At 62.7% G+C, this 22,337-nt stretch carries 16 protein-coding genes and 1 riboswitch; of the genes, 6 read left to right on the top strand and 10 right to left on the bottom strand.

Annotated features, from left to right (window positions below):
• Together thiS and C266_RS21880 are read right to left on the bottom strand one after the other, a co-directional pair.
• Positions 1-198 (bottom strand): sulfur carrier protein ThiS, encoded by a 198-nt coding sequence (gene thiS / locus C266_RS21885; RefSeq protein ID WP_010808160.1) that lies wholly within the window; start codon positions 196-198, stop codon positions 1-3.
• Positions 199-214: 16 nt separating this feature from the next.
• The gene (locus tag C266_RS21880) at positions 215-1,357 is read right to left on the bottom strand and encodes an FAD-dependent oxidoreductase (RefSeq protein WP_010808159.1); all 1,143 of its coding nucleotides are present in this window, start codon (positions 1,355-1,357) and stop codon (positions 215-217) included.
• Positions 1,358-1,490: 133 nt separating this feature from the next.
• A riboswitch (TPP riboswitch) is annotated at positions 1,491-1,618 on the bottom strand.
• Positions 1,619-1,855: 237 nt separating this feature from the next.
• Here C266_RS21880 and C266_RS21875 point away from each other — a divergent pair.
• From C266_RS21875 to C266_RS21865, 3 genes are all read left to right on the top strand, one after another.
• The gene (locus C266_RS21875) at positions 1,856-3,655 is read left to right on the top strand and encodes an ABC transporter ATP-binding protein/permease (protein ID WP_081636376.1); all 1,800 of its coding nucleotides are present in this window, start codon (positions 1,856-1,858) and stop codon (positions 3,653-3,655) included.
• Positions 3,656-3,765: 110 nt separating this feature from the next.
• Complete coding sequence (locus tag C266_RS21870) at positions 3,766-4,566, top strand: SDR family NAD(P)-dependent oxidoreductase (protein ID WP_036664049.1); 801 nt, start codon at positions 3,766-3,768, stop codon at positions 4,564-4,566.
• Positions 4,567-4,649: 83 nt separating this feature from the next.
• Positions 4,650-5,909: an MFS transporter gene (locus C266_RS21865; RefSeq protein ID WP_010808156.1), complete on the top strand. Its 1,260-nt coding sequence runs from the start codon at positions 4,650-4,652 to the stop codon at positions 5,907-5,909.
• 190 nt (positions 5,910-6,099) lie between these two features.
• Here C266_RS21865 and C266_RS21860 read toward each other — a convergent pair whose 3' ends face one another.
• From C266_RS21860 to C266_RS21835, 6 genes are all read right to left on the bottom strand, one after another.
• Complete coding sequence (locus tag C266_RS21860; RefSeq protein ID WP_010808155.1) at positions 6,100-7,032, bottom strand: SMP-30/gluconolactonase/LRE family protein; 933 nt, start codon at positions 7,030-7,032, stop codon at positions 6,100-6,102.
• Complete coding sequence (locus tag C266_RS21855) at positions 7,029-7,853, bottom strand: NAD(P)-dependent oxidoreductase (protein ID WP_010808154.1); 825 nt, start codon at positions 7,851-7,853, stop codon at positions 7,029-7,031. Before C266_RS21855 ends, C266_RS21860 begins: the two co-directional genes overlap by 4 nt.
• Before the next feature lie 150 nt (positions 7,854-8,003).
• Positions 8,004-9,314: an MFS transporter gene (locus C266_RS21850; protein WP_010808153.1), complete on the bottom strand. Its 1,311-nt coding sequence runs from the start codon at positions 9,312-9,314 to the stop codon at positions 8,004-8,006.
• Between the two features lie 457 nt (positions 9,315-9,771).
• Complete coding sequence (locus C266_RS21845) at positions 9,772-11,238, bottom strand: glutamate synthase subunit beta (protein ID WP_010808152.1); 1,467 nt, start codon at positions 11,236-11,238, stop codon at positions 9,772-9,774.
• Positions 11,239-11,333: 95 nt separating this feature from the next.
• Positions 11,334-16,067, bottom strand: a complete 4,734-nt coding sequence (locus C266_RS21840; protein ID WP_370855844.1) for a glutamate synthase-related protein — start codon at positions 16,065-16,067, stop codon at positions 11,334-11,336.
• Between the two features lie 378 nt (positions 16,068-16,445).
• The gene (locus C266_RS21835; RefSeq protein ID WP_010808150.1) at positions 16,446-17,147 is read right to left on the bottom strand and encodes a transposase; all 702 of its coding nucleotides are present in this window, start codon (positions 17,145-17,147) and stop codon (positions 16,446-16,448) included.
• A gap of 198 nt (positions 17,148-17,345) precedes the next feature.
• On the opposite strand from C266_RS21835, the gene C266_RS21830 reads away from it, so the two are divergent.
• The 3 genes from C266_RS21830 to C266_RS21820 all read left to right on the top strand — a co-directional run bounded on the left by C266_RS21830 (position 17,346) and on the right by C266_RS21820 (position 19,857).
• On the top strand, positions 17,346-18,194 hold the full coding sequence (locus tag C266_RS21830) for an OmpW family protein (protein WP_010808149.1): 849 nt from the start codon (positions 17,346-17,348) through the stop codon (positions 18,192-18,194).
• A 267-nt stretch (positions 18,195-18,461) separates the two neighbouring features.
• The gene (locus tag C266_RS21825; RefSeq protein WP_010808148.1) at positions 18,462-19,211 is read left to right on the top strand and encodes an OmpW family protein; all 750 of its coding nucleotides are present in this window, start codon (positions 18,462-18,464) and stop codon (positions 19,209-19,211) included.
• Between the two features lie 268 nt (positions 19,212-19,479).
• A complete protein-coding gene (locus tag C266_RS21820; RefSeq protein ID WP_010808147.1) occupies positions 19,480-19,857 on the top strand; it encodes a YqjD family protein in 378 nt (125 codons plus the stop codon).
• A gap of 131 nt (positions 19,858-19,988) precedes the next feature.
• On the opposite strand, the gene C266_RS21815 is transcribed toward C266_RS21820, so the two are convergent.
• On the bottom strand, positions 19,989-21,125 hold the full coding sequence (locus C266_RS21815; RefSeq protein WP_010808146.1) for a deoxyguanosinetriphosphate triphosphohydrolase: 1,137 nt from the start codon (positions 21,123-21,125) through the stop codon (positions 19,989-19,991).
• Positions 21,126-21,141: 16 nt separating this feature from the next.
• Positions 21,142-22,218 carry a 3-dehydroquinate synthase gene (aroB, locus tag C266_RS21810; RefSeq protein ID WP_010808145.1) on the bottom strand — a complete coding sequence of 359 codons (1,077 nt, stop codon included), beginning with the start codon at positions 22,216-22,218 and terminating at the stop codon, positions 21,142-21,144.
• Positions 22,219-22,337: the final 119 nt, after the last annotated feature.

Below are 22,337 nucleotides of genomic sequence, written 5' to 3'. Positions count from 1 at the left end.
TCAGCCTCCGGCCACCGGTTGCACGACATCGATCTTGTCGCCCTGCGCGAGCGAACGCGCGGCGTATTGCGTCTTGGGTACGAATTGCCCGTTGATCGCCGCGGCGAACGGCGGCTTGGCGCCGTAGGCGACCAGCGCCTCGGCCAGCGTCGCCGTCTCGGCCACGCTCAGTGTCTGTTGATTGATATGGATGTCCATCGCGTACAGTTCCCTCTCATCCGTGACGGAACAAGTCCGGCCACGGCCGGCTCGCTCGCCACGTCTCCCAGTCGAACGCATGGCCAACGCCCACTTGCCCGCCCGTCGATTGCATCAACGCCTGCGCCAGCGCGCAAGCTTCTCCCGTGACTGCCGGCGCCAGCAAATAGCCGTGCCGGTACAAGCCGTTCACCCGCAGCAGCCGCGCACCGTCCCACTGCACGCGCGGCAGGTGGTCGGGCAGCGCGGGGCGGCAGTTGACATTCAATTCGATAATGCGCGCCTCGCCGAACGCCGGGGTCAGCGAATGCGCCGCCGAGAGCAGTTCGAGCGCCGAGCGCACGGTCATCGGCGACATGTCTTCCGACTCGAGTTCGGTCGCCCCGATCACATACAGATCGTTTTCCTTGGGCGCGATGTAGATCGGATAACGCGGATGCAGCAACCGTACCGGCCGGCGTAATCCGACACCCGGCGCGTGAATGCGCACCACTTCGCCACGCACGCCGCGCAGGCGCGTGAGCACACCGCGCGCGCCCAGCCCGCGGCAATCGATGACGAGACCGGCGTCGGGGTAGGCCCCCTCGGCGATCTCCGTATGCCAATGCAGTTCCGCCCCGGCTTTGGCGAGCCCCGCCGCCAGCGCACGCAGCAGTTGACGGTTATCGAGCTGGCCCTCGTTCGGCAGCAACCAGCCCTCCTGAAAACGCCCGGCAAGCGCGGGCTCGACCTCGCTCAATTGCGCACCCGTCACCCGCTCGACACCACCGCGCAGCAATGCCGGCGGGGCATTCGCGCGCATGCGGCGGTCGAACATGACAGCTTCGGCACGGTCGGGCTGATGCCACACGACCAGCGTGCCGTTACGTTGGAAGAAGACGTGCTCAGGCAGGCCGTCGATCAACGACGGCCAGCGCTCGAGGCCCGCCGCGCCCATCTCGACGATGCTCGGTTCGGCCACGGCGGCCTCGGCCAGCGGCGCGAGCATGGCGGCCGCGACCCAGCCGGCCGCAGACGACCCGTCGGCGTCGCCGCGCTCGAACAGCGCCACGCGCGCACCGGCGCGGATCAGTTGCCAGGCGAGAAGACGGCCGGACAGCCCGCCGCCAAGGATGGCGACGTCAGGACGGGAAGCGGAACGGGAAGTGGATGCGCTCATACGCGCACTGCCGCGCAAGCCGTCACGGCGCGCAGGCACTCAGGGGAACACGAAGGAATTTGTGGAAGGCAGCGCATGGGGTCCTTTCCTCATGAAAGCAAAAGGACGAAACGGTGTTGGACACCTTACCCCACTGGAGGAGTCGGAAACTTCCCACGCCGGTATTACCCGGGTCGGGTGCAAAGGGTCTCTCTCAGCCCCGTGACATCGTTACGCATGGTCAACACCCGCGTCCGCCACGGAGCACCCCTGTTTCGCCCGCAGTCATTACAACATAGATGCCGACGCCCGTGCAAGCTAGGTTTCCGGCCGGTTGCACGCCCGTTGCGTCTCGTTTTTTGACGAATCTTCCGAGTCTTGTAACGACACGTAAACTGAATGTCGACGTGACGCGAGTCCCGGGCTGGAATTCGTGCAACGCAGCATCGGGAACTGAGGTCAAATGAGCCGTCGCCCCCATAACACGTTGCACCACTGCGGCAGCGCCGCCAGACGATCATGGTTCACACGCCGAAGCCTCCCCAATCTCCCGACGTGCCGCCGGCCGGCGACCCTATCGCGCCCGCGCCCAAACCACCAAAGCACCCCACGGCCCGGCAATTGATACGGCCTTACTGGATCTCGGAGAAGCGTTGGGAGGGACGCCGGTTGCTCGCCCTCGTCGTGGTGCTCAACCTTGCGGTCGTGTTCATCAACGTGCGCCTGAACGCGTGGAACGCCGGCTTCTACGATGCCCTGGATAAGCGCGACTGGCCCGTCTTCAAGTCTTCGCTCGCCGAGTTCGCGATACTCGCCTTCAGCTTCATCATCATCGCCACGTTCCGCACCTACTTCCGGCAGATGCTCGAAATCCGGTGGCGGCAATGGGTAACGGATACGAACCTGGCGAAGTGGTTTGCCCATCAGGCGTATTACCGCATCGAACGCGATCATCTCGCCGACAACCCCGACCAACGTATTTCGGAAGACATCCGCACGCTCGTGAGTTCGTCGCTGGCGCTCTCGCTCGATTTGCTGACGACACTCGTCTCGCTGTTCTCGTTCATCACGATTCTGTGGACGATCTCGGGCGCGGTGTCGTTCGCGCTGGGCGGCATGAACATCACGATTCCCGGCTACATGGTCTGGGTCGCGGCGCTATACGCCGTCGTGGGTTCGTACTTCATCTTCAAGGTCGGCCGCCCGCTCGTCGGGCTGAGCTATCGGCAGCAGCAGGTGGAAGCGGATTTTCGTTTTCTGCTGGTGCGTCTGCGCGAGTCGGCCGAGCAGGTCGCCCTCTATCGTGGCGAAGGCGCCGAGTTGTCGCGCCTGAAGGCGGCCTTCGGCGCCGTGCGCGACAACTGGTGGCAGATCATGGTCGTGACGAAGCGCCTGATCTTCGCGAACTCGATTTATGCGCAAATCGCCATCGTCTTCCCGATCATGGCGGCCGCGCCGCGTTACTTCGCAGGCGCATTCACGCTCGGCGTGCTCATGCGGATCATCGACGCCTTCGGGCAGGTGAGCGACGGCTTCTCGTGGTTCGTGAACAGTTTCGCGACCCTGGCCGACTGGAAGGCGACGGTCAATCGTCTGCGCGAATTCACACGTGTGATCGACGAACCGCCGCAGGTGCCGCGTGAGGGCGCGATCTCCATCGTGACGGCGAGCAGTTCGACGTCCCCCGCGTATGCGGCGACCGATCTGCATCTCGCGCTTCCCAACGGCGCACCGCTCGCGGTGGCCGGATCGTTCGCCTTCACGCCGGGCTCACGGTGGCTCATCCGCGGCCGCTCGGGCTGCGGCAAGAGCACCATGCTGCGCGCACTCGCCGGGCTGTGGCCCTTCGGCAGCGGCCGCATCGAAGTTCCCGCCAACGCCCGCGTACTGTTCCTCTCGCAGCAAAGCTATCTCCCCATCGACACGCTGAAGGCCGCGCTGGCGTTCCCCTCGCCGCCCGACACGTTCAGCGACGCCGAGTGCCGCGCGGCGCTGACTGCCGTCAATCTCGGCCAATACAATGACGCGTTGCAAACGGTCGCGCACTGGGCGCGGCGGCTCTCGGGCGGCGAACAGCAGCGGATCGCCGCCGCACGCGCCTTGCTTCAGAAACCCGATTACCTGTTCCTCGACGAAGCGACCAGCGCACTCGACGTGGAGACCGAGGAGGCCGTGTACGAAGCCCTGCACGCGCATCTGCCCGGCACCATGATGGTCAGCGTGGCGCATCGCGAGACACTCGGACGCTTTCATCAGCACACCATGACACTGCATGCAACCAACGACATCGAGCGCTCACGGGTGGTCGGCGCCGCCTAGCACGCATGCGCGCCAATTCATTCACTTCCTAAATAATATTGACACGGCTGTCCCGGCGCACAAGGGCTTTGGCATAATCACGAGCACCCTTTGCTCGCCCCGGGTTCATCGTGACCACCCCTGTTTCCTCATCCGGCCAGTCTCATCACCGCGCCGCACGCACTATCGTCGTGACCGGCGCCGCTTCCGGCATCGGCGCGGCCATCGCCCGCCGGCTCGCTTCTACGCAGACACGCCTGCTGCTGCATACCCGCGGGGCGTCAGACGCGAGTCAGGCGCGCCTCGCCGAAGTGCGTCAGACCTGCGAGAGCCTTGGCGCGCAGTGCGCCGTCTGGTTCGGCGATCTCGCTGAGACCTCGGCCGCCGCGCGTCTGATCGACGCCGCGCACGACGCCTTCGGCCCGATCGATCAACTCGTGAGCAACGCAGGTTTCGCGACGCGCCAGCGCTTGACCGACGTAGACGACGACGCCTTCGCACTCACGCTCGCGGCCATGCCCGGCGCGTTTGCAGCGCTGCTGCGCAGCGCGTTACCCGACCTGCAACGCTCGCCGCAGGCCAGTGTGGTCGCCGTCAGTTCGTTCGTCGCCCATCGCTTCGCACCGAATCAGCCCGGCTTTCCCGCAACGGCCGCCGCCAAAGCCGCCATCGAAGCGCTCGCCAAAAGCGCCGCCGCCGAATACGCCAGCTCGGGCGTGACGATCAATTGCGTTGCCCCCGGCTACACGCGCAAGGACAGCGGGCACTCGGCCATCGATCCCGCCGCATGGCAGCGCGCAGCCGACGCCACGCCCACCGGCCGCCTCTGCGAGCCCGACGATATCGCCGCGCTCGCCGTTTTCCTGCTCGGCCCGCATGCGCGCCAGATCACGGGACAGGTGATCCACGTCGACGGGGGCCTGACACTCTGAGTCGCACGTCACCCCGCGTGGGTACAAAAAACAACACACGTCACACACATAACGACAAGCACACGATCCACCGAGGAGTCTTCATGGCATTTTTTTCCTGGTTCAAGGAACTCAACACGAAGGAGCGCAAGGCCCTGTATGCGGGCTTCGGCGGCTACGCCGTCGATGCGTTCGACTTCATGATCTATTCCTTTCTGATTCCCACGCTCATCGCAGCGTGGGGGATGACGAAGGGCGAAGCGGGCATGATCGCGACCAGTTCGCTCATCTCGTCGGCGGTGGGCGGATGGCTCGCCGGCATTCTCGCGGATCGCTTCGGCCGCGTGCGCGTGCTTCAGTGGACGATCGCCACGTTTTGCCTGTTCACGTTCCTCTCGGGCTTCACGAACTCGTTCTGGCAGTTGCTCATCACGCGCACGTTGCAAGGCATCGGCTTCGGCGGGGAATGGACTGTCGTCACGATGATGATGGGCGAGATGATCCGCTCGCCACAGCATCGCGCGAAGGCGGTCGGCACGGTGCAAAGCAGTTGGTCGGTCGGCTGGGCCGCCGCCGCGCTGCTGTACTGGTTCTTCTTCGCCGTGCTCGACGAAGGCACCGCGTGGCGCGCGTGCTTCTGGATCGGTATCGTGCCCGCGCTGTGGATCACGTACGTGCGCCGTAACGTGTCGGACCCGGAGATCTACACGCAGACCCGCCGCAAGATCGCCGAGGGCAAACTGCACGGCAATTTCATGCAGATATTTGCCCCGGAGCATTTGAAGACGACGATCCTCGGCAGCTTGCTGTGCTCCGGCATGCTTGGCGGCTACTACGCGATCACCACGTGGCTGCCGACCTATCTGAAGACCGTGCGCGGGCTCTCGGTGTTCAACACGAGCGCGTATCTGATCGTGCTGATCGTCGGCTCGTTCGTGGGCTACATCGTCGGTGCGATTCTCTCCGACAAACTCGGACGTCGCGGCGCCTTCGTCTTCTTCGCCGTCGCATCGTTCCTGCTCGGCATGGCGTACACGATGCTGCCGATCACCGACAGCGCGATGCTGCTGCTCGGTTTCCCGCTCGGCATCGTCGTGCAAGGCATTTTCGCCGGTATCGGCGCGTATCTGACGGAGCTGTATCCGAACCACATTCGCGGTTCCGGACAAGGTTTCTGCTACAACCTGGGACGCGGCATCGGCTCGTTCTTCCCCATCGCCGTCGGCATGCTCGCGCAAACCGGCTCGCTCGTGAAGGCCATCGGCATGGTGGCGGGCGGCGGTTACCTGCTCGTGGTCGTGTGCGCGCTGCTGCTGCCCGAGACGCGCGGCAAGTCGCTTGTCACGGCGGACGTCACGCACTGATCGTGCCGATGCCACGAAACGCCATCGGTCCGCCGATGGCAAAACGGGACGCCGGATCGCTGACTACCGTCGATCCGACGTCCCGCCGCCTCACCGGGTGGCCATCCGTGTAAGCCAGCCAACCCGGAACCACTTCCGCAGTGCTCGCCGCTTATGTGCTTGCGCGGCGTCGCCACCGACACACCCCCGCCTACACACCTGCCGCCGAAAACGCGCCGGCCAATCCGGCATAAGGCACTTCCGGCAATCCTTGCACGCCGCAACGCACGGCAAACACGTGGCCATCGTGCTCGTTGGCGCCCGCGCCCGGACGAATCGACGTCACGAACAACGTATCGAAGTCGCGCCCGCCGAACGCGCACATCGAGGGCTTCGACACCGGCAACACGATTTCTCGATCCAACTCGCCCGCCGGCGTGAAGCGCAACAAACGGCTGCCATCGTTGGCACACGTCCAGTAGCCGCCATCGGCATCGACGGCCGCGCCGTCGGGGCGGCCCGGATATCGATTCATGTCCACGAACAAACGCCGCTCACCGATCGCGCCGCTCTGCGCATCGAAGTCGAACGCCCACACGCGACGGCGCGTCGGATGCGAATCGCTAAGATACATCGTGCGGCTGTCGGGCGAAAAGCCCAGACCGTTCTGCGTGACAAGACCGTCAACGAGCGGTGCGGACAGGTGCCCATCGGCATCGAAACGAAAGAGCGAACCCGCGTCGCTCACGAGCGACATGTCCTGCACCATCGTGCCCGCCCAGAAGCGGCCCTGACGGTCGCAGCGCCCGTCGTTGAAGCGCATGCCCGGCGCGGGAAACGGAGGGGCGGCCACCCGCTGCCACTCGGACGCCGCAATGATGCCGGGCGTCCCCAGCCGCACCGCGAACAGCCCGGTCTCGCAACCCGCGAGCAACGTGCCCGAGGCGTCGAACGAGAAGCACGCGATCTGTTCCGGGAAGGTCCATTGGCAATGCTCGCCGTCGGCGGGCGTCACGCGATGCAATTGCTTCGCGGGGATGTCTACCCAGTAGAGCGCTTGCTCGTTCGCGCGCCACAGCGGGCTTTCCCCCACGGCATGCGGTGTATCTCGCGACGGCTCGAGTCGTTCGATGGACACGCTCATGCCTTGGGCTCCATCGGCCCCAACAACACGAACGGGCCGCCCTGGAAGCGCTGCGTCCAGTCGTCCATCTGCGGATCGGGGGCCTTGGGCGGGAACAGACCGGCGAATTCGGCGGAACTGTCTTGCGCACGGAAGCCGAGGAACGCAGCCTTCGTGTTGTCGACCCACAGTGTGGGGTTGTTCGACACGCCGTAGACGATGGCATGTCCCACACGGTTCGTGAACAACGAGCAACGCACGAGCTCGACGAAATCGCGATAGCTCAGGTACGTCACCATCATGCGCGGGTTCTTTGGCTGCTCGAACGACGACCCGATGCGCAGACACACGGTCTCAAGACCGAAGCGGTCGAAGTAGTAGCGCGACAGGTCTTCGCCAAAACACTTCGAGATGCCATACATGCCGTCCGGGCGATGCGGTGCGTCGACGTCGAGCACTTCCGTCACGGGATGGAAACCGACCGCGTGATTCGAACTGGCGTAGACGATGCGCTTCACGCCCTGCTTCTGCGCCGCGCTGTAGACGTTATACAAGCCGAGGATGTTGGCTTGCAGAATGTCGTCGAAAGGCGCTTCGACGGAAACGCCACCCAGATGCACCAGCGCATCCACCCCTTCGAGCAAGGCGTGCACCGCGGCGCGATCGGCGAGGTCGACCTGCATGGCTTCTTCGTGCGGCGCCTCGGCCGTGAGCGGCACGATGTCGCTCACGCGCACGATGTCTGCCCATTCTGCGAGCTTGCCACGCAGTTGTTTGCCAAGATTGCCCGCCGCGCCGGTCAGCAGCAGACGACGGAAGGGTTTGCCGGAAGTCTGGCTCATGTCACTCCTTGTTCATCGGTAGATCGCAATGCATGCCACGATGCATTGCGACAACAAAGCCGACGCCGCGCCGCATACCCGAGGGGAGGTGGGCAGCGCGACGCACGTCAAATCGTCATGCGGCGAAGTCTTGCCCCGCCACCCCGTCCGCTACGCATTGGCCGTGCGGCCCACGTCGACGCGTCTGGCCGGCAACGGCGTGGCCGTGCCCGTGATGCCGGGCTTGACCACGGTCCACAAAATCACCGCGCCGATCAGATCGCCCAGGCCCAGCGCCACGAAGAACGGGGCATAGCCCACCACCGTCACGAAGGTGCCGATCACCAGCGTGAAAAGCAGGTTGCCGATCCCCGCGGACAATCCGGCCATGCCCGTCACCGTCGCCACTTCGTTACGCGGGAACAGGTCGGCCGACATCGAAATCACACTGATCGAAAGCGTCTGGTGCGCAAAGCCGCCCAGACACAGCAGGAAGATCGCCATCATCGGATCTGCGACGAAGCCCACCCCGCACATCGCCGTCATGATGATGGCGCCGACGGTGAACACAACCCGCTTGCCGTTGAAAATCGTGATTTTGAAATGCTTGTTCAGCCAGACGGAAATCGTGCCGCCCATCAGGCACCCGATGTCCGCCGCCACGAACGGCAACCATGCCGTCGCGGCAATCGTCTTCAGATCGAAACCGCGCGCCTGATTGAGGTATAGCGGCATCCAGAACACGATCGTGCCCCACACCGGGTCGGCGAAGAAGCGCGGCAGGGCGATGCCCCAGAAATTGCGCTGACGCAGGATCGAAAGCGGGTTCGGTTTGCGCGCGTCGGCAGCGAGGTCGACGGCATGCCCTTCATTGATGTACTCGGACTCTGCCGTCGTGAGTGCCGGATGATCGGTCGGGTGACGGTAGAACAGGTACCACAGCACGCCCCACACGAGGCCGAGACCGCCCGCGATCACGAACGCCGTTTCCCAGTTGTAGCGCATGATCGACCAGGCGATCAGCGGCGGCGCGAGAATCGCGCCTACCGACGTACCGATGTTGAAGATGCCCGCGGCAAGCGCTCGCTCCTTCGACGGGAACCAGAACGCCGCCGCGCGCATGCCGGCCGGAATGAACGACGCCTCGGCCAGCCCCAGCAATCCGCGCAGCACGAACAGACCGATCCAGCCGTCTGCCAGACCGTGCAGCATGCACACCACCGACCACATCACGCCGCACAGCAGGAAGCCCAATCTCAGACCGATGCGGTCCATCAGGTAGCCGGTGAGCGGGGCGCCGATCGGATACAACACGAGGAATGCGCCGGTGATCCAGCCGTATTGCTGAGTCGTAATGTGGAGATCCTTCATTACCGTGGGGGCGGCAACGGCAAGCGAACTGCGCGCAAGGTAGTTCATGACCGTGCCAAGCGTCAGCAGCCCGATCATCCACCAGCGCAGGCCTTTGATCTTCAGTGCCATGATGGTTGTCTCTCTCCGTGAATATTCTTGTCGCGAGCGCGGAGCTCGCATGGAGAGGCATCCTACGTCAGAAGATGTACGATGACAATGGTCGAATACGCCGTTTACGGATAATCCCTAGGGCTTCCGGCGGCTCCGTCGCTTGGCGCTATAACCCTTGCGTTAGTTGAAGATTACATACGCGCGGAACGTTTTCCCATATATGAATTGGCGGTGAAAATGTTTTGTCGTATGACATCTTACATTTAGAGGCCGACGGATTCCTCAATCCCATCAGCGGCGCCGCAGATCCTTGCAGGCGAGATGAAGGGGCAAGAAAAAACCGCCCGGACGTTGCCGTCCGGACGGTTTCTCCACAGTGACGCAGATGCCTACCTCTGCGCCCCTCCTCTCAACCCCGTATTTGTGGTTTTGGCAGGCATTACCTGCGCGCACCCCGAAGGGCACGCTTTGAAGCTTAGCGCGGCAGTTCCGAGTGTCCCATCAGGAACTCGTCAACGGCGCGGGCGCACTGACGGCCTTCGCGAATCGCCCACACCACCAGCGATTGACCACGGCGCACGTCGCCTGCGGCGAAGACCTTCGGCAGGTTCGTCGTGTAGGCGCGCTCGCCTTCGGTCGAGGCGCGCACGTTGCCGCGTGCATCCTTGTCGACGCCGAACGCGTCGAGCACGGTCTGCAACGGCGAGACGAAGCCCATCGCGAGCAACACCAGATCGGCCTTGAGTTCGAATTCCGAGCCCGGCACTTCCAGCATCTTGCCGTCCTTCCATTCGAGACGCACGGCGATCAGCTTCTCGACCTTGCCGTTCTTGCCTTCGAAGCGCTTCGTCGCCACCGACCAGTCACGCTCGCAGCCCTCTTCGTGGCTCGACGACGTACGCAGCTTGGTCGGCCAGTACGGCCACACCATCGGCTTGTTCTCGTGCTCGGGTGGCTGCGGCAGCAGTTCGAACTGCGTCACGCTTTTCGCGCCGTGGCGGTTCGACGTGCCCACGCAATCGGAGCCGGTGTCGCCACCGCCGATCACGATCACACGCTTGCCCGTGGCCAGCAACTGGTTCGCCAGCTTGTCGCCCGCATTCACCTTATTTTGTTGCGGCAGGAATTCCATCGCGAAATGGATGCCTTCCAGCTCGCGGCCCGGCACCGGCAGATCGCGCGGCTGCTCTGCGCCACCCGCGATCACCACGGCGTCGAACTGCGCCTGCAACTGATCCGGCGTAATCGTCTCTTTGGAAAAGTTGTTGATGTGCGCATCGGGGGCATCGCGGCCGACATAAACCCCGGTGCGGAACGTCACGCCTTCGGCTTCCATCTGGCGCATGCGACGGTCGATCAGCCACTTCTCCAGCTTGAAGTCGGGGATGCCGTAACGCAGCAGCCCGCCCACGCGATCGTTCTTTTCGAACACGGTGACGTCGTGACCGGCGCGCGCGAGTTGCTGCGCCACGGCCATACCCGCCGGGCCCGAACCGACCACAGCGACCGTCTTGCCGGTCTTGTGCTTTGCGGGCTGCGGCTCGACCCAGCCTTCGGTCCACGCCTTGTCGATGATTGCGTGCTCGATGGACTTGATGCCCACGGCGTCGCTGTTGATGTTCAGCGTGCACGCAGCTTCACACGGCGCCGGACAGATACGGCCCGTGAACTCCGGGAAGTTGTTCGTCGAGTGCAGCACCGAGATGGCCGACTTCCAGTCCTGGCGATACACCAGATCGTTGAAGTCGGGAATGATGTTGTTGACCGGGCAACCGTTGGTGCAGAAGGGAATGCCGCAGTCCATGCAGCGTGCGCCCTGCACTTTTGCCTGATCGTCGGAGAGCGCGAGCACGAACTCCTTGTAGTGCTTCATGCGTGCCAGCGGTGCTTCGTACGACTCGCTCTGGCGCTCGAATTCGAGAAAACCTGTGACCTTGCCCATGTTTCTTCAGTCGGAAAGTTTTGTGGTTACCGTGCCTCGCCCGCGCGCGGCACGCCGTGGGGCCCTCACCCCGTGGCGTTGCCGCGCGAGCGGCTTCAGGCCGCCAGTGCTTGTTTGTCGCCCGCCTTGGCCATTTCGCCCAAGGCTCGCTTGTATTCGTTCGGGAACACCTTCACGAATTTGCGGCGCGCGCCGTCCCAGTCTTCGAGCAGCGCCTTCGCGCGCGTGGAGCCCGTGAACTGGAAGTGACGCTCGATCAGTTCGCGCAGTTGCGCCTCGTCGGTCTGACCGCGATGCCACAGCCCCTGGCTCACCGTGCGCTCCTGCTCGGCGTGCGGCAGCACCGGATCCAGCGCGACCATCGCCGTGTTGCACTTCGCGGTGAACGTACCGTCAGCGTCGTACACATAAGCCACACCGCCCGACATACCGGCCGAGAAGTTACGGCCGGTCTCGCCCAGCACGACCACCGTACCGCCGGTCATGTACTCGCAACCGTGATCGCCCGTGCCTTCCACCACTGCGGTGGCGCCCGAGTTGCGCACGCAGAAGCGTTCGCCGGCCACACCGTTGAAGAAGGCTTCGCCTTCGATGGCGCCGATCATCACGGTATTGCCCACGATGATGTTGTCTTCGGCGTTGCCACGGAAGTCGTTGGTCGGACGCACGATGATGCGGCCGCCCGACAGCCCCTTGCCCACGTAGTCGTTGCCGTCACCCACCAGATCGAGCGTAATGCCGCGCGCGAGGAACGCACCGAAGCTCTGACCCGCCGTGCCCTTGAGCTGCACGTGGATCGTGTCGTCCGGCAGGCCGTCGTGGCCGTAACGCTTGGCCACTTCGCCCGAGAGCATCGCGCCAACCGTACGGTTGCGGTTACGCACCGGCTGGATGAACGAGACATGCTCGCCTTTCTCGAGCGCCGGCAGCGCCTTTTCGATGAGCGCATGATCGAGCGCCCCCGTCAGGCCGTGGTCTTGCGATTCGACGTGCATACGCGGCACGTCGGCGCCCACTTCCGGCTGATAGAAGATGCGCGAGAAATCGAGCCCCTTCGCCTTCCAGTGCTCCACGCCCGACTTGGTGTTGAGCAGGTCGGCACGGCCGATCAGGTCGTCGAACTTCGAGATGCCCAGTTGCGCCATGATTTCGCGCACTTCCTCGGCCACGAAGAAGAAGTAGTTGACGACATGTTCCGGCTTGCCCTGGAATTTCTTGCGCAGCACCGGGTCTTGCGTCGCCACGCCCACCGGGCAGGTGTTCAGGTGGCACTTGCGCATCATGATGCAGCCTTCGACGACGAGCGGTGCCGTCGCGAAGCCGAATTCGTCTGCGCCGAGCAATGCACCGATCACTACGTCGCGGCCGGTCTTCATCTGACCGTCGGCCTGCACGCGGATACGACCGCGCAGGCGGTTGAGCACCAGCGTCTGTTGCGTTTCCGCCAGACCCAGTTCCCACGGCGTGCCGGCATACTTCACCGACGACAGCGGCGACGCGCCCGTGCCACCGTCGTGACCGGCGATCACCACGTGATCGGCCTTGGCCTTCGCGACACCGGCGGCAACCGTGCCCACGCCCACTTCGGACACGAGCTTCACCGAGATCGACGACGAGGCGTTCACGTTCTTCAGATCGTGAATGAGCTGCGCCAGATCTTCAATCGAATAGATATCGTGGTGCGGCGGCGGCGAAATCAGGCCAACGCCCGGCACGGAGTAGCGCAGCTTGCCGATATATTCCGTCACCTTGTGACCCGGCAACTGACCGCCTTCGCCCGGCTTCGCACCCTGCGCCATCTTGATCTGAATCTGGTCGGCCGAGACCAGATAGTCGGCCGTCACACCGAAGCGGCCCGACGCGACCTGCTTGATGCGCGAGCGCAGCGAATCGCCATCCTGCAACTCGATATCGGACTCGATGACATCGCGACCCACGATCGACGCGAGCGATTCCCCCTTCTTGATCGGAATGCCCTTCAGCTCGTTGCGATAGCGGCGCGGATCTTCACCGCCCTCACCCGTGTTCGACTTGCCGCCGATACGGTTCATCGCGACAGCCAGCGTGGCGTGCGCTTCGGTCGAGATCGAACCGAGCGACATGGCGCCCGTGGCGAAACGCTTCACGATGTCCTTGGCCGACTCCACCTGATCGAGCGGGATCGCGCGCTGCGGATCGACGCGGAACTCGAACAGACCGCGCAGCGTCATGTGGCGCTTGCTCTGGTCGTTGATGAGATTCGCGTACTCCTTGTACGTCTGGTACGAGTTCGAACGGGTCGAGTGCTGGAGCTTGGCAATGACGTCCGGCGTCCACATGTGGTCTTCGCCACGAATGCGGAACGCGTATTCACCGCCTGCGTCGAGCATGTTGGCCAGCACCGGATTGTCGCCGAAGGCGTCGCGATGCAGACGCACGGCTTCCTCGGCCACTTCGAAGATGCCGATCCCGCCAACGTTCGATGCCGTGCCGTGGAAATACTTCCTGACCAGTTCCTGCGACAGGCCGATGGCTTCGAAGATCTGCGCGCCCGTGTACGACATGTACGTCGAGATGCCCATCTTCGACATGACCTTGTGCAGGCCCTTGCCCACGGCCTTCACGAAGTGCTTGATCGCCTTTTCCGGCGTCAGATCGCCGCCTTGCTTGCGGGCGATCTGGGCAAGCGTTTCCATCGCCAGGTACGGGTGCACGGCTTCCGCGCCGTAGCCCGCGAGCAATGCGAAGTGGTGCACTTCACGCGCCGACCCGGTTTCGACCACCAGGCCCGTGCTCGTGCGCAGCCCCTGCGTGACCAGATGCTGGTGCACGGCGGACGTGGCGAGCAGCGCCGGGATCGCGACTTGTTCGCGGTTCGTCAGGCGGTCCGAGACGATCAGGATGTTGTAGCCCGACTTCACGGCGTCGATGGCTTCGGCGCACAGCGATGCGAGGCGTGCCTCGATACCTTCCTTGCCCCACGCAACCGGATAGCAGATGTTCAACTCGTACGAGCGGAATTTGCCGCCGGTGTACTTGTCGATGTGGCGGATCTTCGCGATTTCCTTGAAGTCCAGCACCGGCTGCGACACTTCGAGACGCATCGGCGGGTTAATGTTGTTCGTGTCGAGCAGGTTCGGCTTCGGGCCGATGAACGACACCAGCGACATCACCATGTTCTCGCGGATCGGGTCGATCGGCGGGTTCGTCACCTGCGCGAAGAGCTGACGGAAGTAGTGATAGAGCGTCTTGTTCTTGTTGCTCATGACCGCGAGCGGGCTGTCGTTGCCCATCGAGCCCACGGCTTCTTCGCCGTTGATCGCCATCGGCGTCATCAGCAGCTTCACTTCTTCCTGCGTGTAGCCGAATGCCTGCTGCAAGTCGAGCAGCGGCGTGGCGGTGTCGTGATGCACACCGGCCTCTTCGACCTTCGGCTCGATCTCGTCGAGCTTGATGCGCACGGCGTCGATCCAGCTCTTGTACGGTTTCGCGTTGGCGAGGTTGTCCTTCAGTTCCTTGTCGTCGATGATGCGGCCCTGTTCCATGTCGATCAGGAACATCTTGCCCGGCTGAAGACGCCACTTCTTGACGATCTTCGACTCGGGTATCGGCAGCACGCCCGACTCCGACGCCAGAATGACCATCTCGTCGTCGGTAATCACGAAGCGCGCCGGACGCAGGCCGTTACGGTCGAGCGTCGCGCCGATCTGACGGCCATCGGTGAACGCGATGGCGGCGGGGCCGTCCCACGGCTCCATCATCGCGGCGTGGTATTCGTAGAACGCGCGGCGGTTCTCGTCCATCAGCGTGTGCTGTTCCCAGGCTTCCGGGATCATCATCATCACGGCGTGGGCGAGCGGGTAGCCGGCCATCGTGAGCATTTCGAGGCAGTTGTCGAACGACGCGGTGTCCGACTGGCCCGGATAGATCAGCGGCCACAGCTTTTGCAGATCGCTGCCGAGCACGGCCGACGAGATCGCGCCCGTGCGGGCGTTGATCCAGTTCACGTTGCCCTTCACGGTGTTGATTTCACCGTTGTGCGCGACCATGCGGTACGGGTGCGCCAGTTCCCAGGCCGGGAACGTGTTCGTCGAGAAGCGTTGGTGAACGAGAGCGAGTGCCGAGACGGTGCGCGGATCGGCCAGATCGCGATAGTAGCGGCCGACCTGATCGCACAGCAGCAGGCCCTTGTAGACGATAGTGCGCGCCGACATCGACGGCACGAAATATTCCTTGCCGTGCTTGAGCTTGAGCGCCTGGATACGGTGGCTTGCCGTTTTGCGGATGACGTACAGCTTACGCTCGAGGGCGTCCGTCACCATGATGTCCTGACCGCGACCGATGAAGATCTGGCGGATCACCGGCTCGGTGGCCTTCACGTTGGGCGACATCGGCATGTCGCGATCGATCGCGACATCGCGCCAGCCCAGCACGACCTGCCCTTCAGCCTTCACGGTGCGCTCGAGTTCCTGTTCGCAAGCCAGACGCGACGCGTGCTCCTTCGGCAGGAAGATCATGCCGACGCCATATTCACCGGCCGGCGGCAGGGTCACGCCCTGTTGGGCCATTTCTTCACGGTAGAACTGGTCGGGAATCTGCAACAGGATACCGGCGCCGTCCCCCATCAACGGGTCGGCACCGACGGCGCCCCGGTGATCGAGGTTCTCGAGAATCTTCAGGCCCTGCTCGACGATAGCGTGGCTTTTCACGCCCTTGATGTGCGCCACGAAGCCCACGCCGCAGGCATCGTGTTCGTTGGCCGGGTCGTACATGCCCTGTGCGTCCGGCGCCAAGTACGCCTCACCCGGCAGCGCTGCTGCCGTCGCAATCGGTTGTTGTTTCATTTCCACGAGTTACACCGTCTCTTGGCGAGGTCGCCGCGCGCATGCTCGTCGCGGTCGACCGGGTTAAGTGGGGTTGGCCGGGCGGGCCAGGGCTGCGGATTCGCGCACGTCGAAGATCGTTCTCGGGCGTTGCCACAGGGGCCGACTCAGCGCGCACGCTTTTGCGCATCGCACCAATCGGCCGAAGTTGGAATATACGCCATGAAATTCACAATGACAAAATATTTTAATGGGGTCAGATTCCAATTAAAAACCGCACCAAAAGAAGGCTCATTTTTAATGGGGTCAGATTAATTTCGTCCGATGAGGGTCTGCCGAAAAACCCGTGATTTCAAGTGCTTGGAATATGGATGACAGACCGGAGCCGGTCTGTCGGGAGGCGCATCAAAGGGTATCGGACACCGGCTTCCGGGGGCGGCCACGCGTTAGCGGACTCACCCGGCGATTCGCGGCGAGCGACATGCGCGCCTGATACTCGGGGCCGCCGAGCAACCACCCTTTTTGCGTTGCTGTACGCAGTGCGTCGATCTCATGCGGCGGCAGCGGAATCGAGAACCCCTCTGCGTAAGCGCGCTGACGTTCGAACGGCGTATTGCCGAGCGCCCAGTACAGCGCGTGATCCGTTACCAGGCTGTCGACCGTGAGGCCGACGTGATGGTTGTAACTCGACCACACGTAATTACCTGGGGCGTCCACCAGACCTGCGCGCACCGGATTGAGTTCGACATAACGGCTCGCGAGCAACAGATAGTGTTCGGCCTCGATCACCGTGGCGCGATACCGGCCTTCCCACAGGGTGCCGGTGCGGTGGTGGCGACGGTTGAAATACAGCACGTAATAGCGGCCGACCGCCTGCAAGGTTGCAGGCAGACTGCGCTCGTCGGACGGCGTGGCGACCAGATGCAGATGGTTCGGCATCATGCACCACGCGTGAATCGCCAATCCGTTGGCGCGTGCAGCGTCGCGCAGCCGGTCGTGGAATACGCGCCGGTCTTCGTCGTCCACGAAGATGGCTTGCCGGTTATTGCCGCGCAGAATGACATGCTGCGGTTGGCGCGGAATGAAAAGTCTCGGTAATCGGGCCATGCTTGTTTAAATGTAATGCTTTAAAGCTCGACATCACGATTCACGAGAGAGTTTTATCTCGAAAAATCTCTTTAAATACTGATATCCAGCCAAACCCCGTTAATTCGTGCAAAAGCTCTAGATCCGGCGATTGCGCCATGAAATCCCAAGCGCATAATGCATCAAAAAATAAATAAATAATCTTGGGAGGATAGACAAATGACAATTCGAACCTATCGGTTCGCGGCGCGCCTTTGCGCGCTCGGACTCGGCATTTCCCTGGCGTCCACCAGCGCCATTGCACAACAAGCCGGCGACAACGTCGTCAACCTCGGATGGTTTCACATCGCCCCGCAAGACTCCAGCAAGCCGATGACCACCAGCGTCACTCAGGAGGGTCTCACACCTGCCCTGGTGCCGTCGAACTTCACTTCCCCCGGCAGCGGCGCGAAGGTCAGCAACGCCGATACGCTCGGGCTTGTCATTACCCACTTCTTCACCGACAACATCGCCTTGCAGACAGTGGCCGGTGTTCCCGCCAAATTCAAGCTCACGGGTCAGGGCGTGATCGCACCGCCGGGCATCGCCGGCGCGCTCACGAGTATCGACCTAGGTGCGGCGCAAAACAACCCGATTGTGCAAAGCGTTCGCCAATGGAGTCCGGCGCTCGTGCTGCAGTATTACTTCGGACAAGCCAACTCGTCGTTGCGCCCTTTTCTGGGTGTCGGTGTGAGCTATACGTTCTTCACAAACGTCAGTCTCAATCCGAATTTCGAAGCGGCGCTAAATCAGAATTTCGGTAGCGTGCTCGCATTCACTTCCGGGCATAACGGGCCAACGAGCGTGGAAGCGAAATCGTCAGCGTCGTGGCAACCGGTTTTTAACGCAGGTCTTTCCTATTCCTTCGACAAACACTGGGTCGCTAGCGCATCGGTCTCCTACTTGCCGCTCAAGACCACCGCGAACATCAAGATCAAAGCGCAGGACGGAACGGTTCTCTCGTCCTCGGACGCCGAAATCAAGCTGAATCCGATTGTGACCTTCGTATCGCTCGGCTACAAGTTCTAAACTCAGTGTGCGGGACGTAAAATGCGTCCGGCATGTCGGACTCCGCAGTGAATTCCCAAAAGCGTGCCTGACATATAAGGGCACGCTTTTCTCTCGTCCAGCGCTTTTTTCTAGGGGCATTCCATGAGTCGATGCGCGGAAACAACACCTTTAGAGCGCAGCCTCCAGACTCTTGCTATCCGGCATTTTGCACGGTCGGCATAATGGCCCTGAATTTCATTTAACGAAATTCTCAACAATAAAGAATCTTGAGCAGGAGACGAATCGATGAAGTTGAAGCATTTGACAATTGCTGCCGCAGCCATGCTGACGGCATCGGGGGCCACCTTCGCACAGCAAGCTGGCGATAACGTTATCAACCTTGGCTGGTTCCATCTCTCGCCGCAGGTTTCGAGTAACCCGCTGAATGTAACGGGATCGAGCGTGCCCGGCCTGGCCAATGCGTTGAACAGCCGCCTGGGCAACACCGGCGCGCAGGTGGACGACGCCGACACGGTGGGCATCACGTTCGCCCACTTCTTCACCGACAACATCGCTGTGGAAGCCGTGGTTGGTGTTCCGCCGAAGTTCCGCCTGTACGGTCAGGGTAGCCTCGCATTGCCGGGTGGGGGCGCGCTCGCCTCGGCCAAACAATGGAGCCCCGCGCTGTTGCTGAAGTACTACTTCGGCCAGGCAAACGACACGTGGCGTCCGTTCCTGGGTATCGGGGCCAGCTACTTCTTCTACTCGAACATCGAACTCACGCCGGGCTTCCAGTCGCTGGCCAGCAATGCGCTAACCCTCGGCCCCGGCGGCAACACGACGGCAAGTCTGACCAATTCCTGGGCCCCGGTCTTCAACGCCGGTATCAACTACAACATGGACAAGCACTGGACGCTGGCTTTCTCCGTGTCGTACATCCCGGTCAGCACGACGGCCAAGCTGACCACGACTCGCGGTCCGATCACGACGACCAGCGAAGCCAAGGTCCGACTGAACCCGGTGGTGACGTTCCTGTCGCTGGGTTATCGCTTCTAACCAGCCTCGACGCATCGAAAGACGCGTCGAGTGGTTCCAAAAACGCCGCATCGCGCGGCGTTTTTTCGTTTCTGGCAGCAACGTAGGCGTCTTCTCACACGATCTTCAGCAAACGCGCCGCAACTTTCTTTCTTCCTCCACTCTCTGAAGGTGTACGCACGCGAACTGCCGCGCCATAATGGCCGTTCGCCTCAGGGTTCCACCGGCGTCGACCCAACCAGGGTGCATCGAACGCCGCATTTCAATATCACCTTTTGGGAGTCTGAAAATGGGAATTGCCTCGAAAGCGGAAACGGCACTCAATAGCGGTCTGGAAGATGCGCGCTATGCCGGCCGGCGTGCGGCGCGCGCAGCGCGTCTGGCAAACGGCGATGTGGCGGCGCGTGTGCGCGATCTGCTGGACGATCTTGACCACGCCCTCTCCAACGCCAAGTCGGCATCGGACGTTGAGGCCCTGCGCGCCGAAATCGGCGACAAACTCCGGCAGGCGCGCAGCGACTTCGGCGATGCGCGTGCCAACCTGCGCCGCCGCGCCAACGAAGTCTGGGAGGAAGCCGACGGCTACGTGCACGAACGCCCGTGGCAGACCGTGGGCACCGTGGCCGCCGTGGCACTGGTACTCGGTTTCATCGCGGGACGCAGCTAATCGTTCCCGGCAAGGCGTTGCACACGTCCGGGTTTTCCGTCTGACGAAACGATCCAGGTTCTCGTCGGCACGGCCAGAATGAAAGCAGCCGGCAAATGCCGGCTGCTTCGTTTTATTCCCTCACCCGAGCCTCAAAGCGTCGGCTCGATCGTGAAGAGCCTGCGATATTCCTTGATGGCGTAACGATCCGTCATTCCAGCGACGTAGTGCGCGATCCAGCGCGGCTGATCCTCGGCATTCCCGGCGCGGTAATTCGGTGGCAGCAAGCGGGGATCGGCAAGGAAAGCATCGAACAGCTCCTGAACGATGCGCTGCGCTTTCGCGGCCATGCGCATGACAAGGTAGTGCCGATACAGGTTATCGAACAGGAACCGCTTGAGGTGTCCTGCCTGCTCGCGCATCTCGCTGCTGAAAGCCACCAGCGGCCCGGCGCCGCGCACGTCATCCATCGAGGACGGCGAAGCGTCCGCGACGCGTTGGCGAGTGGTCGTAATCAGGTCGACGATCAATGCGTTGATGATCCGTCGCGTTGTTTCATGCACCAGCCGCCGGCCGGAAATTTCCGGCCATGCCAACCGTGCTTCGGCGCAGTAACGCTTCCAGAGCGGTACGTCGTCAAGCTGATCGAGCGACAGCAAACCTGAGCGCACGCCGTCGTCGATATCGTGATTGTTGTACGCGATCTCGTCGGCGAGATTGGCAATCTGCGCCTCGATGCCGGGCTGGCGTCCCTTGAGGAAACGTTCGCCAAGCTCGCCCAAGCCTCTCGCATTGGCGCGAGAGCAATGCTTGAGAATGCCTTCGCGGGTCTCGAAACAGAGGTTCAGACCGTTAAAGCCGCCGTAATGCTCCTCGAGTTCGTCGACAACGATCAGGCTTTGCAAATTGTGCTCGAACCCGCCGTGGTCCTGCATGCAGGCGTTGAGCGCGTCCTGTCCGGCGTGGCCGAAGGGGGTGTGCCCCAGGTCATGCGCCAACGCAATCGCCTCGATGAGATCTTCGTTGACACGCAGATTCCTCGCGATCGACCGGCCAATCTGCGCGACTTCCAGACTGTGCGTCAGACGCGTACGGAACAGATCGCCCTCGTGATTCACAAAGACTTGCGTCTTGTATTCGAGCCGGCGAAATGCGGTCGAATGAATGATGCGGTCGCGGTCGCGCTGAAAATCCGTGCGCGTCGTGGATACCGGTTCCTTGAACCGCCGCCCGCGTGACGCGCTGGAGCGCGCCGCGTAAGGGGCAAGCGACGCTTCGTAATCGATCATCGCCAGCCCTCCGTCCTCAAGTGTTGGCGCGCAAGGTAGCGCGAAGTTCGGCGTCGGGAACGCTCGTCATGAACGCCTGCCCCAGCCGGTTAAGCAGCACGAAGCGGATGTCCCCGCCTTCCGCCTTCTTGTCGACCCGCATCAGATCGATATAGCGATCTTCCCCGAGGTCCGGCCCCTTCACCGGCAGCCTGGCCGCCGTGACCAGCGCCTTGATACGCGACACGAGGGCTTCGTCGATGAAGCCCAACCGCGCCGACAGATCGGCAGCCATCACCATACCGCATCCCACGGCTTCGCCATGCAACCATTCGCCGTAGCCAAGCCCGGCTTCGATCGCATGACCGAACGTGTGGCCGAAATTCAGCGTGGCACGCAGGCCTTGTTCACGTTCGTCGCTGGCGACGACTTGTGCCTTGATCTCGCAGGAACGCTGCACCGCATAGGAGAGCGCCGCCGTATCGCGGGCATTCAATGCATCGATATTCGCTTCGATCCAGTCGAAGTATTTCTCATCGGCAATCGCGCCGTGCTTGATGACTTCTGCCATCCCGGCTGCCAACTCACGCTCAGGCAGCGTGGACAACGTCCCAATGTCGGCGAGTACCGCACTCGGCTGCCAAAACGCCCCGATCATGTTTTTGCCGAGCGGATGGTTGATGCCCGTCTTGCCGCCGACGGACGAATCTACCTGCGCGAGCAACGTTGTCGGCACTTGCACGAAGGGAACCCCCCGCATGTAGCAGGCGGCAGCAAACCCCGTCATGTCGCCGACGACACCGCCGCCCAGCGCGATGAGCGTGGCCTTGCGGTCCGCCTGCGCGCCCAGCAGTGCATCGAAAATCAGATTGAGCGTCTGCCAGTTCTTGTGTGCTTCTCCATCGGGTAGCACAGCGGTGACCACGCGTTTCCCGAGTCGCTGCAGCGTTGCCGCGACACGTTCCGCGTAAAGCGGGGCAACGGTCGTGTTTGTCACGATCACGGCGTGCGTGCCACGCACATGCGGCGCGAACAGGGCTTCCTGCGTGAGCAGGTCGGTACCGATGTGAATGGGATAGGCGCGCTCGCCGAGATCAAGTTTGAGGGTAATCATGCCGCTTGTTGTCATGTTGAGCGATATCGACGGAGTCAGCGAGGAAGCGTATCGGGTGCGGGTGCCGCAGGTGTCGCCTGCGGCGCATCCTCGCGACCGGCTTGCGCCGGATCCCCGCC

It is taken from the genome of Pandoraea sp. SD6-2 (assembly GCF_000389825.1).
GTDB lineage: Bacteria > Pseudomonadota > Gammaproteobacteria > Burkholderiales > Burkholderiaceae > Pandoraea > Pandoraea communis.
This window is presented reverse-complemented; position numbering and strand designations above follow the sequence as displayed.

What these genes read in the sequence shown, in the direction of transcription:
- thiS (WP_010808160.1), bottom strand. Translation starts at nt 198, where the DNA reads ATGGACATCCATATCAATCAACAGACACTGAGCGTGGCCGAGACGGCG.
- C266_RS21880 (WP_010808159.1), bottom strand. Translation starts at nt 1,357, where the DNA reads ATGAGCGCATCCACTTCCCGTTCCGCTTCCCGTCCTGACGTCGCCATC.
- C266_RS21875 (WP_081636376.1), top strand. Translation starts at nt 1,856, where the DNA reads ATGGTTCACACGCCGAAGCCTCCCCAATCTCCCGACGTGCCGCCGGCC.
- C266_RS21865 (WP_010808156.1), top strand. Translation starts at nt 4,650, where the DNA reads ATGGCATTTTTTTCCTGGTTCAAGGAACTCAACACGAAGGAGCGCAAG.
- C266_RS21860 (WP_010808155.1), bottom strand. Translation starts at nt 7,032, where the DNA reads ATGAGCGTGTCCATCGAACGACTCGAGCCGTCGCGAGATACACCGCAT.
- C266_RS21855 (WP_010808154.1), bottom strand. Translation starts at nt 7,853, where the DNA reads ATGAGCCAGACTTCCGGCAAACCCTTCCGTCGTCTGCTGCTGACCGGC.
- C266_RS21850 (WP_010808153.1), bottom strand. Translation starts at nt 9,314, where the DNA reads ATGGCACTGAAGATCAAAGGCCTGCGCTGGTGGATGATCGGGCTGCTG.
- C266_RS21845 (WP_010808152.1), bottom strand. Translation starts at nt 11,238, where the DNA reads ATGGGCAAGGTCACAGGTTTTCTCGAATTCGAGCGCCAGAGCGAGTCG.
- C266_RS21835 (WP_010808150.1), bottom strand. Translation starts at nt 17,147, where the DNA reads ATGGCCCGATTACCGAGACTTTTCATTCCGCGCCAACCGCAGCATGTC.
- C266_RS21830 (WP_010808149.1), top strand. Translation starts at nt 17,346, where the DNA reads ATGACAATTCGAACCTATCGGTTCGCGGCGCGCCTTTGCGCGCTCGGA.
- C266_RS21825 (WP_010808148.1), top strand. Translation starts at nt 18,462, where the DNA reads ATGAAGTTGAAGCATTTGACAATTGCTGCCGCAGCCATGCTGACGGCA.
- C266_RS21820 (WP_010808147.1), top strand. Translation starts at nt 19,480, where the DNA reads ATGGGAATTGCCTCGAAAGCGGAAACGGCACTCAATAGCGGTCTGGAA.
- C266_RS21815 (WP_010808146.1), bottom strand. Translation starts at nt 21,125, where the DNA reads ATGATCGATTACGAAGCGTCGCTTGCCCCTTACGCGGCGCGCTCCAGC.
- aroB (WP_010808145.1), bottom strand. Translation starts at nt 22,218, where the DNA reads ATGATTACCCTCAAACTTGATCTCGGCGAGCGCGCCTATCCCATTCAC.